Raw genomic sequence first — 14,390 nt, forward strand, 5'->3', positions numbered from 1 at the left:
CCACACCTTTCTAATACTTAATCAAGTGGGATACCTTTGAATGGTTTTCCGCAATTTGGACAAAACTTAGGGATACCATTTGAAAGATCCACGATTTCATGACATTCACTACATTTCATTTGTAATTTCGGTTGGACGTTTGCGACAGGTTTTGCTGTACCACAGTTCGAGCAGAATTTACCTGTATTTTCTGTGCTGCAGACAGGACAAGTCCAAGTGTTTTCGTTGCCTTGAGCTGCTTGTTGATTTTGTTTTTCTGCTTGTTGTTGGTTGATCTGTTCTTGATTATTTTGTGCAGCTTGTGAAAGGTACGTGCCATTTGCATTCATGCCCATACCCATGCCCATAAAACCAGTCATAGCACCAGCATCATTTTTACCAGCAGCTTCCATTCCACGAGCGATTGATCCTTGGACGTAACCTTCTCGGACGCTAGGATCGCCTAACATAGCGCCTTCGTTTCTCATATTGATCAATTTGACAGAGTCATCTGTATAAGAAATGCTTGCGACCGCAACAGAAACGATTTCCATTCCACGTAGTTCGTTCCATGAGTCATCTAAGACATTTCCCATATATTTACTTAATTCTAGACTTTTAGAAGGAACGTAAGAGATACGTTGACCATCTGCAGACATTTGGTTGATTGCAGATTGTAAAGCGGTTAAAAATTCTGCTAAATACTGTTCGTTGATATCCGAGATATCCACTTGTGTTTTGTTTTTAGGGATAGCATTGGTATAGAATAAGATCGGATCAGTGATATGGATCGAATACGTACCATGCGCACGTAAAAACAATTCAGCGTTATAAAAATTATCAAAGTAATTGAGTGGTGAACTTGTCCCAAACTTGATTCCTTTTATTTCTTGCAGATTGATATAGAAAACCTGTTGTTTCTGAGGTGTGACACCGCCAAATTTGAAACGGTCGAAAGTTTCTGCAATCGCGCTTTTCAATGAACCATTGAACATTGAGGGAGCAGAATCATTTTTGATCGTATAGTAGCCTTCTTCAGCAGTATAATCGATGATTTTTCCACCATCTACGAGAAGCATCATCATATTTGGATAGACATGGACCACTGAACCATCTGTCAGAACATCTTCTGTGCCTTTTCGGTTTGACCCACGTTTGTCATCTTTTCGTACTTTTACGCCCTTTGTCATGACGGTGGTGTCGCTCATATCATCAGGTTCAATGACCTCGACCCACTGATCTGCTAATCCGCCGCCGATCATGCTTGTTGCTGCTTTGATAAGACCCATAAAAAATTCCTCCCTAATGAAAGTGTTTTTGTAATAGATTGATGATTTCATTATACCATAGGGGAAATGAAAAGCGCTCGGTCGAAAGATGTAGAATGAGACTTCGAACGAAAGAATTTATAGGGAAAAAGCACTCTTATGTGGAAGTAGTTAATGAACGAGCAACGATAAAAAAAGCAGAAACTATACGAGAACTATAGTAGTTTTTTTTTCTAAAATCACGTATAATAAAAGATAGTGAATTTTTAAAAAAAGGGGGATCCTCATGGCATATCAAGCACTTTATCGCGTCTGGCGTTCCCAACGTTTTGACGATATCGTTGGACAAAAAGCAGTTACCCAGACCTTGAAGAATGCTATCGTTTCCCACAAAACTTCTCATGCTTATCTGTTTACAGGACCACGGGGAACTGGTAAAACGAGTGCAGCTAAAATTTTTGCAAAAGCAATCAACTGCCCAAATAGTAAAGATGGTGAACCCTGCAACCAATGTGAAATGTGTCAATCGATCACTGCAGGAACGCAAGAAGATGTCATTGAAATCGATGCAGCAAGCAACAATGGGGTAGAAGAAATCCGCTTTATCCGAGATCGAGCCAATTATGCACCTACTAAAGCAGCGTACAAAATCTATATCATAGACGAAGTCCATATGCTTTCTACCGGAGCATTCAATGCCTTACTTAAAACATTAGAAGAGCCAAAAGAAAATGTTATTTTTATTTTAGCAACCACTGAACCGCACAAGATTCCTGCAACAATCATTTCAAGAACACAACGATTTGATTTCAAGCGGATCACCGCAGCAGATATCATTGAACATCTGAAATTTATTTTAGACCAATCAAATATCATGTATGAAGAACCAGCACTGGGCGTGATTGCAAGAGCTGCAGAAGGCGGGATGCGTGATGCTTTGAGTATCATGGATCAAGCAATCTCATTCAGTGATGGGACCGTTACTTTGGATGATGCGATGCAGGTGACCGGAAGTCTGACAAATGAGATGATGGATGAGTATCTAAGCGCGTGTGTGAATAAAGATGTTCCTAAGGCATTAGAGGCGCTGACCAATATTTTGGCAGCCGGGAAGGAATCTCGCCGTTTCTTAGAGGATCTTTTACAATACTGTCGGGATCTATTGATGTTCCAACAAGCACCGAACCTTTTAGCAGAACAAACGACATCTATCAGAGAGCCTTTTGTGGCACTATCTAAAGAAGTCACAGCTGATCGCTTATTCCAAATGATCCGCATATTGAGTGACACACAAAATGAGATTCGTTTTACGAACAGTGCAACGATCTATTTAGAAGTAGCGACAGTCAAATTAGCACAGGCTCCTAGCAATGGTACAAGCCAAGAAAGCGGAGTAGATGATCAGCTTGTGAAGCAGTTGCAAAAAGAAATCAGTGAACTAAAAAAAGAAATCAGTGCTATCAAGACCAATGGAGGTGCCAATCAAGCACCTGCCAAGCAAACGCACGCACCTGTTCAGAAAAAGCAAGCAAGTACGTATCGCGTACCAACTGAACGTGTTTATAAAGTATTAAAAGAAGCAACAAGAAAACATTTGAATAATGTCAAAGAAGTCTGGGACGATCTGCTAATGAGCCTATCTGTGACTCAACGAGCGATGCTAAAAGCAAGTGAACCTGTTGCTGCTAGTCCCAATGGCTTAGTGATTGCTTTTGACTATGAGATCGTCTGTCAACGAGCAGCGAATGATGAAGAACTAAAGCTTTCGATCCATAACAACCTTAGTCGGATGATCCAAGATTATGCACCAGAGCCAGTTTATATCACCCGAGAAAGCTGGCCTCTGATCCGTAAAGATTATTTGATCCAAGCGAAAGACAGTGGCACAGAAGATTCATTTGCGCCAGAAGATGAAGCACAAGAAATCGAATTGATTCCTCAAAATGAACCGCAAGAAGAAACGATCGTTACAAAAGCAGAAGAGATATTCGGACCTGACATTGTGACTATCGTTGATGATTAACAAGTGATTATAGAATGAATAACAAGTAAATGAACTAAAGGAGAATGATATTATGATGCGCGGAATGGGCAACATGCAAGGTATGATGAAACAAGTACAAAAAATGCAAAAAGAAATGGTACAGGCACAGGACAAATTGAATGAAACAGAATTTACTGGAGCAGCTACGAATGATTTAGTCAAAGTCGTTTTTACTGGTAACCGCCGCATGAAAGATCTACAAATCAACGAAGGTGTCGTTGATCCGGAAGATACAGAAATGTTACAAGATTTAGTGATCATGGCAGTGAATGATGCACTTGCAAAAATCGACGTAGAAACTGAAAAAACAATGGGAAAATACACAAAGGGCCTACCCTTCTAATTTTTCCTAAAGGGGTAATGAACGATGCAATATCCAGAACCAATCGCAAAGTTGATCGACAGTTATATGAGACTTCCAGGTATCGGCCAAAAAACAGCAACGAGATTAGCTTTTTATACGATCGATATGAAGGATGAAGTGGTCAACGAATTTGCCAAATCTTTGCTAAGTGTAAAACGTGATCTTCATTTTTGTAGTATTTGTGGAAACATCACCGAAGAAGATCCATGTGAGATCTGTAAAGACCCTTCACGAGATCGAGGAGTTATTTTGGTGGTAGAAGAGCCTAAGGATGTCATGGCTCTAGAAAAAATGCGTGAATATCATGGTCTTTACCACGTGCTACATGGCGTGCTTTCCCCAATGGAAGGAACTGGACCAGAAGATATCAATATTTCTTCGCTTCTTGAACGACTACATGATGCACAGGTCCAAGAAGTGATCATTGCGACAAATGCTACGACAGAAGGTGAGGCAACGGCGATGTATCTTTCCCGATTGATCAAACCAGCGGGCATCAAAGTGACACGTCTAGCACATGGCTTGTCCGTTGGTTCAGATATTGAATATGCCGATGAAGTAACGCTTTTGAAAGCTGTCGAGGGCAGACGCGAGTTATAAATTGTTATAAACTAAATTTTTCAGCTACAATAGAGAAGGAACACGAGATGGGGGCAAAAATGTGAACGGACTATTTATCACGATCGAGGGGCCAGATGGTGCAGGTAAAACAAGTGTTTTAAATGAACTATTCCCTCTTTTGAAAAAAGTAGCAAAAACAACGATCATTCAAACAAGAGAGCCAGGAGGTATCCCGATTGCGGAAGAGATCCGCTCAGTGATTCTCGATCCAAAAAACGATCGAATGGATGAGCGGACAGAAGCATTGCTTTACGCAGCAGCTAGAAGACAACATCTAGTCGAAAAAGTCCTACCAGCGCTATCTAAAGGGTATATCGTCTTATGCGATCGCTTTGTGGACAGCTCACTAGCCTATCAAGGGGCTGGTAGACGGATCGGTATTTCTGAGATTGCTCGACTGAATGAGTTTGCTACAGAAGGTACGACACCAGATTTTACCCTTTATCTTGATGTTGATTCAGACACTGGGTTGCGTCGCATTGAAGAACATCGTCACAATCAGATCGATCGCTTAGATTCTGAAGGGCTTGAATTTCATCAACGTGTGCGTCATGCATATTTGAAGTTGGCAGAGGAAAATCCTGAACGCATCCATAAGATCGATGCAAGAAAGAGTTTTGAAGATGTTTTACAGACTAGTTATAGAGCGATTATTGAACAATATCCACAATTTTTTGAAAATTAGGAAGGTGACTGTATATGAAAATCATTTTAGCTATTATTCAAGACAAAGACAGCAACCGTTTATCAAATGAACTGATCGATGCCAATATTCGTGCAACAAAACTATCTTCAACAGGTGGTTTTTTGAAAGCCGGAAATAGTACATTCATCGTAGGGATCGAAGATGACCGTGTGGAAGATGCGTTAGAGATCATCAAAAAAACTTGCGAATCCAGAAAACAGTTTGTGTCGACCCCAGTCACTTTAGACATTTCTATGGATGGTGGCGTTCCTTATCCAGTAGAAGTTGAAGTAGGCGGAGCAACTGTCTTTGTATTACCAGTTGAAGGATTTCACCAATTTTAGGAGGAGCTATGGATCAAGAATTTACTCTAGATCAAATGCAACCTATCGTGTATCAACAGCTTCAACGTAGCTTTGGGCATGGGCGACTCGCTCATGCTTATCTTTTTGAAGGAGAAAAAGGTACGGGAAAACACGAGATGGGGATTTGGTTAGCACAACATCTTTTTTGTACAGAGATGAAAAACGGACTTCCTTGTGGCACATGTAATAACTGCCAGCGAATCCAAAATCAGGAACATCCTGATGTGTTAACGATCGAACCAGAAGGTCAAACCATCAAAGTGGATCAAATCAGACGGTTGCAAACAGAATTTAGTCGAAGTGGTTATGAGTCACGCAAGAAAGTTTTTCTTGTCAAAGAAGCTGAAAAGATGAATAGTAGTGCGGCCAATAGTTTATTGAAATTTCTAGAAGAACCACCAGGAGAATTTTTGGCGATCCTCGAAACAGATTCAGTCGGGAGAATCTTACCAACTATCCAATCAAGGTGCCAAATCCTCCATTTTCAAGAATTGTCTAAAGAGGTATTGATCCACAAACTGCAAGAAGCAGGGATACCTGTGGAAAAAGCAAAACTTTTGGCATTCTTAACCAACAGTTTCACAAAAGCAGTTGAAATATCGCAGAATGAATGGTTTAATGATGCTAAGGATTCGATTCAGCAGTGGTTTGTGTACATGCAAAGCAATGATACACAAGCATTCATCTATGTGCAAAAAAAGCTGATAAAGTTATTTAAAGAAAAATCACAGCAGTTTACGGCTTTATCGATCTTACTATTTTATTATCAAGAGGCATTAAAGCAAGCCTTAGAGAAAGACAAAATCATGCAAGTAAAAAAAATCAATCAGACGATCGAGCGTATATTATTTGCAGAACAAAAACTGAGAAGCAATGTCAGCTTTCAAGCAGTAGCAGAACAATTGGTGCTACGAACGATCAACTAAAAAGTAGCAAAAGAAGGATCAAGGGGGAAGGAAATGGTCGAAGTAGTAGGTGTCCGTTATAGAGATGCAGGTCATATCTATTATTTTTCACCTGGTGATTCAACGTATTATTATCAAGAAAAGGTTTTGGTTGAATCTCAGAAAACCTTACATATCGCAACTGTTGCCATTCCCAAAATAGAAATGGATCCAGAGGACTTGCCAGATAAAGTTAGTCCCATTTTGCATAAAGCAACAGAAAACGAGCTGAAGAAAGATAACAAAAATAGAGAAGATGCGAAACGTGCGTTCAAAATCGCCAAAGATAAAATAGAAAAACATCAACTTGCGATGAAGATCGTACGTGTAGAATATACATTGGATCGCAGCAAACTGATTTTTTCATTTACAGCAGACGGACGTATTGATTTTCGTGAGTTAGTCAAAGATCTAGCTGGGGTATTTCGCACGCGAATCGAACTTCAGCAAATCGGTGTGCGAGATGAATCGAAATTGATCGGTGGGATTGGTCCCTGTGGTCGTCCGTTGTGCTGTGCCTCATTTTTAGGAGATTTTGTTCCTGTTTCGATCAAGATGGCAAAAGATCAGGGGTTGTCATTGAACCCAACAAAAATCTCTGGATTATGCGGACGTTTGATGTGTTGTCTGCAGTATGAGAGCGAAGAATATGAACGAACAAAAAAAGAACTCCCTGACTTTGGAAACGTAGTAGATACGCCTGATGGTAAAGGGAAAGTCGTTGGATTGAACCTTCTTAATCGTCTTGTAAGCATACGATTAGTTGGAAGGGAAAATCCTGTTGAATATGAATGGGACGAATTAAAAAGTTTCATCAAAGTAGGTGAGATGAATGGATAAACGATCATTATATGACGGTTTGAATCAATTAGAATCAGAGCTTAGAAATACTTTGACTGAATTGGTCGAGATGAAACAAGCCTTACATGAAATCGTTGAAAAAAATACAACGCTAGAGATGGAAAATCAGCGTCTAAGAGAACATTTGCGCGAATTGAACCAAGCAGCACAAGCACCAGCAGAAAATGTGAAACAAGAACTTTCAAAATCACGTATGAATTTAGAAAAGATTTATGAAGAAGGCTTCCATGTCTGTTATGATCTTTATGGTTCAAGAAGAGAAAATGATGAACCTTGTGCCTTTTGTTTAGAAGTCATCTACCGTGAGAGCGGACGCTGATCAAAGTAAATAATAGACTGGAGTAGAAAATCCTGCTCCAGTTTTTTTATAGGAGATAAAAAAATGTTCAACCAAAAAAGTTTTAAAGGAAATCACACAACAGGAACACTTTACTTAGTACCTACGCCAATAGGAAATTTGGAAGATATGACTTATCGAAGTGTTCGGATGTTGCAAGAAGTTGCATTGATTGCAAGTGAAGATACACGAAATACGCAAAAATTATTGAATCATTTTGAAATCCACACGCCTCAAAAAAGTTTGCATGAACACAACTATAAAGAGCGTATTCCTCAATTTCTGGAAGTATTGAAAAACGGTCAGTCGATTGCTCAAGTCAGTGATGCTGGCATGCCTTCGATCAGCGATCCAGGGCACGAATTGGTAGTTGCTTGTATCGAAGAAGGTATTCCTGTTGTTTCCTTACCAGGCGCAACGGCCGGCATGACAGCGCTGATTGCTTCTGGTCTACTGCCACAACCATTCCTATTTTATGGATTTTTAGGAAGAAAGAAGAAAGAGCAAGAAAATACATTGGAAAAGTTAAAGAATCATACGGCAACACTGATTTTTTATGAATCTCCTTATCGAATCAGTGGGACTTTAAAAAACATGTTAACTGTTTTAGGAAATCGTCAGGTCGTATTATGTCGCGAATTGACGAAAATCCATGAAGAATATTTGCGGGGAACTATCGAAGAATTGCTTTCCTATATCGAGGACCAACCAATCAAAGGGGAATGTTGTCTTCTCGTAGAAGGAAGTACAGGGATTCAGGAAGAAACAATTGAGATTGTCGGTTCATTGAAAGAGCAAGTGGAACAATTGATTGCAGAAGGCAAAAAAAACAATGAAGCAATCAAAGCCGTAGCCGTACAAAATGGATTAAAAAAGCAAGAAGTCTATCGCCAATTCCATGAATTAGACGAGGAATAAACTGGAAATCGTAATGATCTCTTCAATAAATGATGGCTGATTGCCAGATGAGCGTGGGACAAAAGTAAGAAACACTTTTGTCTCATACTTTAAAAACGAATAAACGGTGGGAGCAGAAGCAACTCCTTCGGAAATAAGCCGAAATTCACAAAAATTTGAAAAGCAATTTTCGTGAATTTCTTCTTATTTCTCGGAGTTAAACACTTCTGTCCCAGCCTCAAAAAGTATATAGCCTAAAAAGAGCGTTCCAAGAGTTGCAGCTAACTCTGGAACGCTCTTATTCTGATAGTTACTTAAATAGGTCCTCATAACTCAGTTGACTCGCCGTATCCAATTGTTCAAACAGGCGTGTCAAACGATGAAAATCTATGAAGCGTGCTTGACGTTCGATCTCCTTTTGCTCATGAAAAACCAAAATAACTGGAGCAGTCAATACTTGGAACGTACTAGCCACTTCTGGTGTTTCTACAGCATCCAAGTGAAAACTTGGAAATGCGTAGTGGGACAATAATTCTTCAAAGCGAGGCTTTACAGCATGACAAACACTGCAATTTGGCATCGATAAGTAAACAGCGACAGTTTCTGCTTGAGTGAGTGCGGCTTGGACTTCAGATAGATCAGTTGTTTTTTTCATAGGATCATTCCTTTCTGGTAGCAATCAGCAAGTTATTAAATTAACCAGTAACAAGAAAGCTACGAAGAAAATACTGTTCTTATTTAAACAGAATTACGGAATATGTCAATTGAATTGCTTTTTAGATAAAAACAAAAAAATAAGAGTTGTGTAAATTATAACAACTTCTCTTGTTTTTTTTTAGTGGAAAGCGTATATTATTTTGGCAAATGTAGCTTAAAGTAAGGGGAGAAATCATGTTTTCTTTTTTACCAAATTCGGTTTTGCAGATGAGTACGATCTTTTTATCGATCGTGATCGAAGCACTACCATTTGTATTATTGGGTTGTCTCATCTCTGGGGCCCTCCAAGTTTTTTTAACACCAGAAAGAGTGAAGCGCTGGCTACCTAAAAATCGTTTTTTATCGATTTTAACTGGCTCGATCTTAGGATTTTTCTTTCCTTCCTGTGAGTGTGGTATCGTTCCCATCGTTCATCAATTTGTAAAAAAAGGCGTTCCTGTACATACTGCTTTCGCATTTATGCTTACTGCGCCGATCATCAATCCGATCGTGATTTTTTCTACTTTTATCGCTTTCGGTAACTCATGGGTAATGGCAGGTTGGCGGATGCTTGGTAGTTTTGTTGTGGCACTCATCATAGGTATTTGGTTAGCCTATTTCCAAAAGGAATCTGTATTAAAAGAGAAGATAAGCCAAAAAATTGAAACATCCACGCACCATCATCATGGAATCGCTGGAATAAAGACAAATAAAGTGAAACGATTCGGACAGCAAGCAGGACACGTTTTGACTCATAGCATTGATGAGTTTTTTGACACAGGCCGGTATTTGATTATCGGTGGGCTGATTGCTGCTGGTATGCAAACCTATTTACCAACGAGAGTGATGTTGACCCTTGGATCGACAAAAATCTTGGCGATCGTCATTATGCTGATACTTGCTTTTACAATGTCCCTCTGTTCAGAAGCGGATGCCTTCATTGGTTCATCCTTACTAAGTCTATTTGGGACCGCACCAGTTGTGGCATTTTTAGTATTTGGTCCAATGGTTGACATCAAAAACCTGTTGATGATGAAGCGTTACTTCAATGGGCGTTTCATTGTCTCACTGATTGCTTTGATCGCCATCAGTGTGATTGGCTTTACATTATTCATCTAGGAGGGAAAACATGTTACGATTTTTGATACTATCCGGTTATTTTGAATTGATGATGTACCTGCAAGTATCAGGTAAGTTAGATCAGTACATCAATGTCCATTATCGTTACTTAGCGATCCTTTCGATGATTTTGTCAGCATTACTTGCGCTTGTCCAATTATACGTTTGGGTCAAAAGTGATTCAGCCAAAAGGGATCATAGCGAGCATCACCATGACGAGCATCATCATGAAGAACATGACCATGGTCTATCGACTCCTTGGCAACGTGGGATTGCTTATGTTTTACTGGCTTTGCCTATCATTGTCGGCACGCTTTTTCCAACAGTTAGTTTGGATACGACGATTGTTGAAGCAAAAGGGTTCAATTTTCCAGTAAGCAAAGAATCAGTTGGCGATCCAGAAATGCAGACACAATATTTGAAACCAGATACCAGCATTTATTTCAATAAATCAGATTACTTGGATCAGATGAATCAGTTGAAAGCAAAATATGGTAACAAAGAAAAAATCACCATCACTGATGAGAATTACTTAGAAATCATGGAATTGATTTATAATTATCCAAGCGAATTCATCGGTAAAAAAATATCCTATGAAGGCTTTGTGTATCAAACGCCAAACGGGGAACAGGAAGACAGCTTTTTATTTCGTTTCGGCATCATTCACTGTGTCGCCGATTCAGGAGTTTTTGGACTGCTCACACACATGCCCGATGGGACATCGATCAAAAACGATGAGTGGTACAAAGTCGAAGGAACGATCCAATCCGATTATTATGAACCTTTCAAGCGAGAAATCCCTTCGGTTGAAGTAAGCAAAGCAACCAAAGTCGCTGCCCCAAAAAATCAATATGTCTACCGATCATTTTAATGAAAGTGTAAAGAAGACTTTGTGACGAAAAGAGGTCGAGACAAAAGTCGTTTTGGTTTGAGGAATTGGAGAGAAAAACGAACAATACGCTTTTGGTATTGCTCGTTTTTTTTTGACATTTCCGAAAAACCTGACTTTTGGATGCCGTTTATTTCGAGTATCTGTAGCAAACCTGATTTTTAGATTTGTCCTACATTCTTTTCATCACAAGTTTTTTTGTATGGATCATTTTTTCGCTGATCTAAGTAAAAGTGAGAGTTGCACTTTTTACTGATTGATATCGATTACATATATGTTAGTATCGTACCGTATAGACAAAATCAATAAAAAATTTTTCTATCATTGGGGAAAAGAAGCGCTAGAAAAGGTCACTTTAAACAACTGTTTGTGATTTGATTTTTTTCGTCTTCCGATAGAGCATCAACGTATGTCTGAAAAATAATGAAAGAGGAAATTATCCATGAAGAAAATCAAATTTTCGAAAGCTTTTTCATTTCTCTTACTCTTTACGCTTTTCTTGATCTTTCTAAGTTACTATGTCAATCGATCGACCGAAGAGACACTAGAAAATATTAGTTATACTTATATTTTAGGATTGTATTTCTTTTGGTTAGGTACTTGCCTTCCTAAACTAAACAAGCTACTTGCCCGTATTTTTTTAGTCATAGGCAGTTGTTTTTATATGTATCTTTTCCTTTATTATATGTTCGGATTTCATAACCCATATTGGGGGAACTGATCAAAGCAGTCACTGGAGGCAATATCAGTAACCGACCGAATACAGATGATGAGCGCCTGTTCACTAGAACTATCTGATCGTTATATGCGCGACATGTTGATCATGATTTCACTTTCGATAAGTGGGATAAAATCAGCATGTTTTTTTGTTGTATTTCATTCTTCTCTGCATTTTACATATTTACGTATTCAAAATGAAAGCGTACAATAGAAAAAAATCACAAATGAAAAAAGAGGTGTAAGATGATTGAATTTTGGAATTTGACAAAGAACTATGGGGAAAAAGTAGCTTTGAAAGAGTTAACGTTAACGATTGAGCAAGGGGAAATATTTGGATTTCTAGGTCATAATGGTGCAGGAAAATCAACTACGATCAAAAGTCTAGTAAGTATTATCGAACCTTCTTCTGGTTCAATAGTGGTCGATGGCAAAGATTTGTCGACAAATCGTTTAGAAATAAAAAAGAAGATTGGCTATGTACCGGATTCGCCAGACATATTTTTGCAATTGACGGCTGGAGAGTATTGGGATCTGATTGCTGCAGCTTATGAAATAGAACCGGCACAAAAAGAAAAACGTTTAGCTGAGTTGACTACACTTTTTGATCTGGGGAGAAATCAGGAAGAGACGATCGCAAGTTTTTCTCATGGAATGAGGCAAAAAACGATCCTGATTGGAACCTTATTGCCTGATCCAGATATCTGGGTGTTGGATGAACCACTGCAAGGACTTGATCCCCAGGCGGCTTATGATCTGAAAGAAATGATGAAAGCGCATGCGGCAAAAGGAAAGACCGTGATTTTTTCAACTCATGTACTAGATACTGCGCAACAATTGTGTGATAAGATTGCTATCTTGAAAAAAGGAGAGCTGATCTATCATGGAAAAGTACAAGATTTATTGAATGAATCGCCAGCGGATACATTAGAGACGATCTATTTGAAAATGGCGGGGAGACAATCCGCAGGTGAGACATATGAATAAACAACTGATCGAACTGATCCGTGTCAATCTTTTATACGTAAATCCGCAAATGACTAATAAGGCTCGAGAAAAAGGAAAGAAAGGAAAAAGTCTTTCACGCTATTTGATGTTACAGTTTGTGCTTTCTGGCTTAGCATTTTTATTGATTTATAGTGTTACCATGTTTGCCGTTGATTTTAATCGCATGCCAGGTTTTTTTACTTACTATGTGGCGCTGTTTAGCTTATTGGGATTATCACAAAGTATTTCTGTTATCTATAACATTTTTTTTGAAGGAACCGATCTTCAAGCATTTCTACCTTTGCCGTTTAGACAGAGTCAACTATTCCTATCGAAGATCCTAGTAGTAGCGATGACTATCGCTCCCTTTGTTTTCCCGTTACTTGTGTTATTCCTATTAACTGGTTGGCGGGCACAACACTTTTTCCTAGTGACGATTTTCTTCGCATTCTTATTATTTGCGCTATTTCTTATCTTGCTTTTTTGTATCGCTAGTTTACTCGTCTTTGGACTTGCGCAAACATCATTGTTCAAAAAACATAAAAAAGCAGTGACTAGTCTTTTACTTGGTGGATCGATGGTCATTGCAGTAGTCGGAATCATGTGGATGAATCATCAGACGGTTGATATTAGTGTAGGCTTGGCTGATCGACAACCGCTTGTATTTCTTTTACCTTTTTATCATGTGATGAATCAGCCGTTTTCTACAAATGGGCTACTCAATCTTGGTATCATTTTGGTAACAGTTCTCGTGTTGTTATTTGCCATTCGCTCATTGATCGTACCAAAACTAACTGATCAGCTAACTGCGTCAACAACTGAGGTAAAAGCGAAGCGTAAACACAAAAAAAATCAGACCTTACGACAATTATTGTTTAACTACAATATGCAGTTAGTCGAAGAGCCTAGCCTGATCTTACAGGTTATTTCATCCTCGTTAATAACGCCGATTATTTTTATTATTGCCTTTGCTGTGGGGGATGGGATAAATTTAAGTACACTTGATATTCGTTTGATCGGGGTAGTTTTTTTCACTGGAATCGTCTTAGCTTCCTTGACGGTCAATCAAACATCCTTTGTCAGTAATCTGATTTCTTTAGACCAAGAAAATTATTTGTTCATCCGTTCATTGCCACTCTCCATGAAGCGCTATTTAAAAGAAAAATTTCGTTTTGGTTGGTTATTACAGAGTTGCCTATCAGGAGGAATTGCGATAATAGCTGGCTTGATTTTCCGCTTACCGCTTCTTTTTTTACTTAGTTTCTTACTAGGTACCTTAATTGGCACTTACATCTTATCACTGCGTTACTTTGCCCGAGACTATCGATTGCTTCTATTAAATTGGACGAACATCAATCAACTCTTTACCCGTGGAGCAGGGAACTTAGGATTGGTAGCGATGTTGATGGGGACGATGATTGGTAGTGTGATCATCCTAGTTATCTATGGAATTACTACACTCATGTTTCCTTTCTGGATCGTTAATGGGATTGCTTTTGCTATACTCATCCCTGGTGTGCTTTGGCTTATTCGATACTACCAAAAGAATTTTTGGGAAAAACTATAGAATAGGCGATAGAGTGGAAATGAGGTCGAGACAAAAGTCGTTTATTCGAG

The 14,390-nt window shown here is 39.0% G+C and carries 15 protein-coding genes; 13 read left to right on the forward strand and 2 right to left on the reverse strand.

The features are described 5' to 3' along the window. Window positions 1-17: 17 nt before the first annotated feature. Window positions 18-1,268 carry an SPFH domain-containing protein gene (locus FGQ66_RS02410; protein WP_005878267.1) on the reverse strand — a complete coding sequence of 417 codons (1,251 nt, stop codon included), beginning with the start codon at window positions 1,266-1,268 and terminating at the stop codon, window positions 18-20. A gap of 265 nt (window positions 1,269-1,533) precedes the next feature. On the opposite strand from FGQ66_RS02410, the gene dnaX reads away from it, so the two are divergent. The 9 genes from dnaX to rsmI all read left to right on the forward strand — a co-directional run bounded on the left by dnaX (window position 1,534) and on the right by rsmI (window position 8,386). Next, window positions 1,534-3,270, forward strand: a complete 1,737-nt coding sequence (dnaX, locus tag FGQ66_RS02415; protein WP_138301584.1) for a DNA polymerase III subunit gamma/tau — start codon at window positions 1,534-1,536, stop codon at window positions 3,268-3,270. Window positions 3,271-3,322: 52 nt separating this feature from the next. Continuing rightward, window positions 3,323-3,634, forward strand: a complete 312-nt coding sequence (locus FGQ66_RS02420; protein ID WP_016177351.1) for a YbaB/EbfC family nucleoid-associated protein — start codon at window positions 3,323-3,325, stop codon at window positions 3,632-3,634. A gap of 24 nt (window positions 3,635-3,658) precedes the next feature. Further along, a complete protein-coding gene (recR, locus tag FGQ66_RS02425; RefSeq protein WP_005878273.1) occupies window positions 3,659-4,255 on the forward strand; it encodes a recombination mediator RecR in 597 nt (198 codons plus the stop codon). A 61-nt stretch (window positions 4,256-4,316) separates the two neighbouring features. Then, window positions 4,317-4,961, forward strand: a complete 645-nt coding sequence (gene tmk, locus FGQ66_RS02430) for a dTMP kinase (protein WP_005878275.1) — start codon at window positions 4,317-4,319, stop codon at window positions 4,959-4,961. Window positions 4,962-4,975: 14 nt separating this feature from the next. Further along, window positions 4,976-5,305, forward strand: coding sequence for a cyclic di-AMP receptor DarA (gene darA / locus FGQ66_RS02435; protein ID WP_005878277.1), 330 nt, complete (start codon window positions 4,976-4,978; stop codon window positions 5,303-5,305). Window positions 5,306-5,313: 8 nt separating this feature from the next. Next, window positions 5,314-6,252 carry a DNA polymerase III subunit delta' gene (holB, locus tag FGQ66_RS02440; protein ID WP_113846124.1) on the forward strand — a complete coding sequence of 313 codons (939 nt, stop codon included), beginning with the start codon at window positions 5,314-5,316 and terminating at the stop codon, window positions 6,250-6,252. Between the two features lie 33 nt (window positions 6,253-6,285). Then, a complete protein-coding gene (locus FGQ66_RS02445) occupies window positions 6,286-7,110 on the forward strand; it encodes a PSP1 domain-containing protein (RefSeq protein ID WP_138301586.1) in 825 nt (274 codons plus the stop codon). Continuing rightward, a complete protein-coding gene (locus FGQ66_RS02450) occupies window positions 7,103-7,450 on the forward strand; it encodes a DNA replication initiation control protein YabA (RefSeq protein ID WP_005878284.1) in 348 nt (115 codons plus the stop codon). Before FGQ66_RS02445 ends, FGQ66_RS02450 begins: the two co-directional genes overlap by 8 nt. Before the next feature lie 63 nt (window positions 7,451-7,513). Then, the gene (gene rsmI, locus FGQ66_RS02455) at window positions 7,514-8,386 is read left to right on the forward strand and encodes a 16S rRNA (cytidine(1402)-2'-O)-methyltransferase (protein WP_138301587.1); all 873 of its coding nucleotides are present in this window, start codon (window positions 7,514-7,516) and stop codon (window positions 8,384-8,386) included. A gap of 289 nt (window positions 8,387-8,675) precedes the next feature. On the opposite strand, the gene FGQ66_RS02460 is transcribed toward rsmI, so the two are convergent. Further along, window positions 8,676-9,020 (reverse strand): thioredoxin family protein, encoded by a 345-nt coding sequence (locus FGQ66_RS02460; RefSeq protein WP_138301588.1) that lies wholly within the window; start codon window positions 9,018-9,020, stop codon window positions 8,676-8,678. Window positions 9,021-9,256: 236 nt separating this feature from the next. Here FGQ66_RS02460 and FGQ66_RS02465 point away from each other — a divergent pair, with 236 nt between their 5' ends. From FGQ66_RS02465 to FGQ66_RS02485, 4 genes are all read left to right on the forward strand, one after another. Next, window positions 9,257-10,180 carry a permease gene (locus FGQ66_RS02465; RefSeq protein ID WP_138301590.1) on the forward strand — a complete coding sequence of 308 codons (924 nt, stop codon included), beginning with the start codon at window positions 9,257-9,259 and terminating at the stop codon, window positions 10,178-10,180. A gap of 10 nt (window positions 10,181-10,190) precedes the next feature. Continuing rightward, window positions 10,191-11,051: a TIGR03943 family putative permease subunit gene (locus FGQ66_RS02470; RefSeq protein ID WP_138301591.1), complete on the forward strand. Its 861-nt coding sequence runs from the start codon at window positions 10,191-10,193 to the stop codon at window positions 11,049-11,051. A 981-nt stretch (window positions 11,052-12,032) separates the two neighbouring features. Beyond that, entirely contained in the window at window positions 12,033-12,773 is a 741-nt protein-coding gene (locus FGQ66_RS02480; RefSeq protein ID WP_138301594.1) for an ABC transporter ATP-binding protein, read from the forward strand. Further along, the gene (locus FGQ66_RS02485; RefSeq protein WP_138301595.1) at window positions 12,766-14,340 is read left to right on the forward strand and encodes an ABC transporter; all 1,575 of its coding nucleotides are present in this window, start codon (window positions 12,766-12,768) and stop codon (window positions 14,338-14,340) included. Before FGQ66_RS02480 ends, FGQ66_RS02485 begins: the two co-directional genes overlap by 8 nt. Window positions 14,341-14,390: the final 50 nt, after the last annotated feature.

This window comes from Enterococcus sp. BSD2780061688st2 D3 (genome assembly GCF_005844145.1).
Taxonomy (GTDB): domain Bacteria; phylum Bacillota; class Bacilli; order Lactobacillales; family Enterococcaceae; genus Enterococcus_B; species Enterococcus_B durans.

Bases quoted from the DNA above. Each gene is read 5' to 3' on its own strand.
- FGQ66_RS02480 (WP_138301594.1), top strand. From the start codon at position 12,033: ATGATTGAATTTTGGAATTTGACAAAGAACTATGGGGAAAAAGTAGCT.
- FGQ66_RS02485 (WP_138301595.1), top strand. From the start codon at position 12,766: ATGAATAAACAACTGATCGAACTGATCCGTGTCAATCTTTTATACGTA.
- FGQ66_RS02420 (WP_016177351.1), top strand. From the start codon at position 3,323: ATGATGCGCGGAATGGGCAACATGCAAGGTATGATGAAACAAGTACAA.
- darA (WP_005878277.1), top strand. From the start codon at position 4,976: ATGAAAATCATTTTAGCTATTATTCAAGACAAAGACAGCAACCGTTTA.
- dnaX (WP_138301584.1), top strand. From the start codon at position 1,534: ATGGCATATCAAGCACTTTATCGCGTCTGGCGTTCCCAACGTTTTGAC.
- rsmI (WP_138301587.1), top strand. From the start codon at position 7,514: ATGTTCAACCAAAAAAGTTTTAAAGGAAATCACACAACAGGAACACTT.
- FGQ66_RS02445 (WP_138301586.1), top strand. From the start codon at position 6,286: ATGGTCGAAGTAGTAGGTGTCCGTTATAGAGATGCAGGTCATATCTAT.
- holB (WP_113846124.1), top strand. From the start codon at position 5,314: ATGGATCAAGAATTTACTCTAGATCAAATGCAACCTATCGTGTATCAA.
- FGQ66_RS02465 (WP_138301590.1), top strand. From the start codon at position 9,257: ATGTTTTCTTTTTTACCAAATTCGGTTTTGCAGATGAGTACGATCTTT.
- FGQ66_RS02450 (WP_005878284.1), top strand. From the start codon at position 7,103: ATGGATAAACGATCATTATATGACGGTTTGAATCAATTAGAATCAGAG.
- FGQ66_RS02460 (WP_138301588.1), bottom strand. From the start codon at position 9,020: ATGAAAAAAACAACTGATCTATCTGAAGTCCAAGCCGCACTCACTCAA.
- recR (WP_005878273.1), top strand. From the start codon at position 3,659: ATGCAATATCCAGAACCAATCGCAAAGTTGATCGACAGTTATATGAGA.
- FGQ66_RS02470 (WP_138301591.1), top strand. From the start codon at position 10,191: ATGTTACGATTTTTGATACTATCCGGTTATTTTGAATTGATGATGTAC.
- FGQ66_RS02410 (WP_005878267.1), bottom strand. From the start codon at position 1,268: ATGGGTCTTATCAAAGCAGCAACAAGCATGATCGGCGGCGGATTAGCA.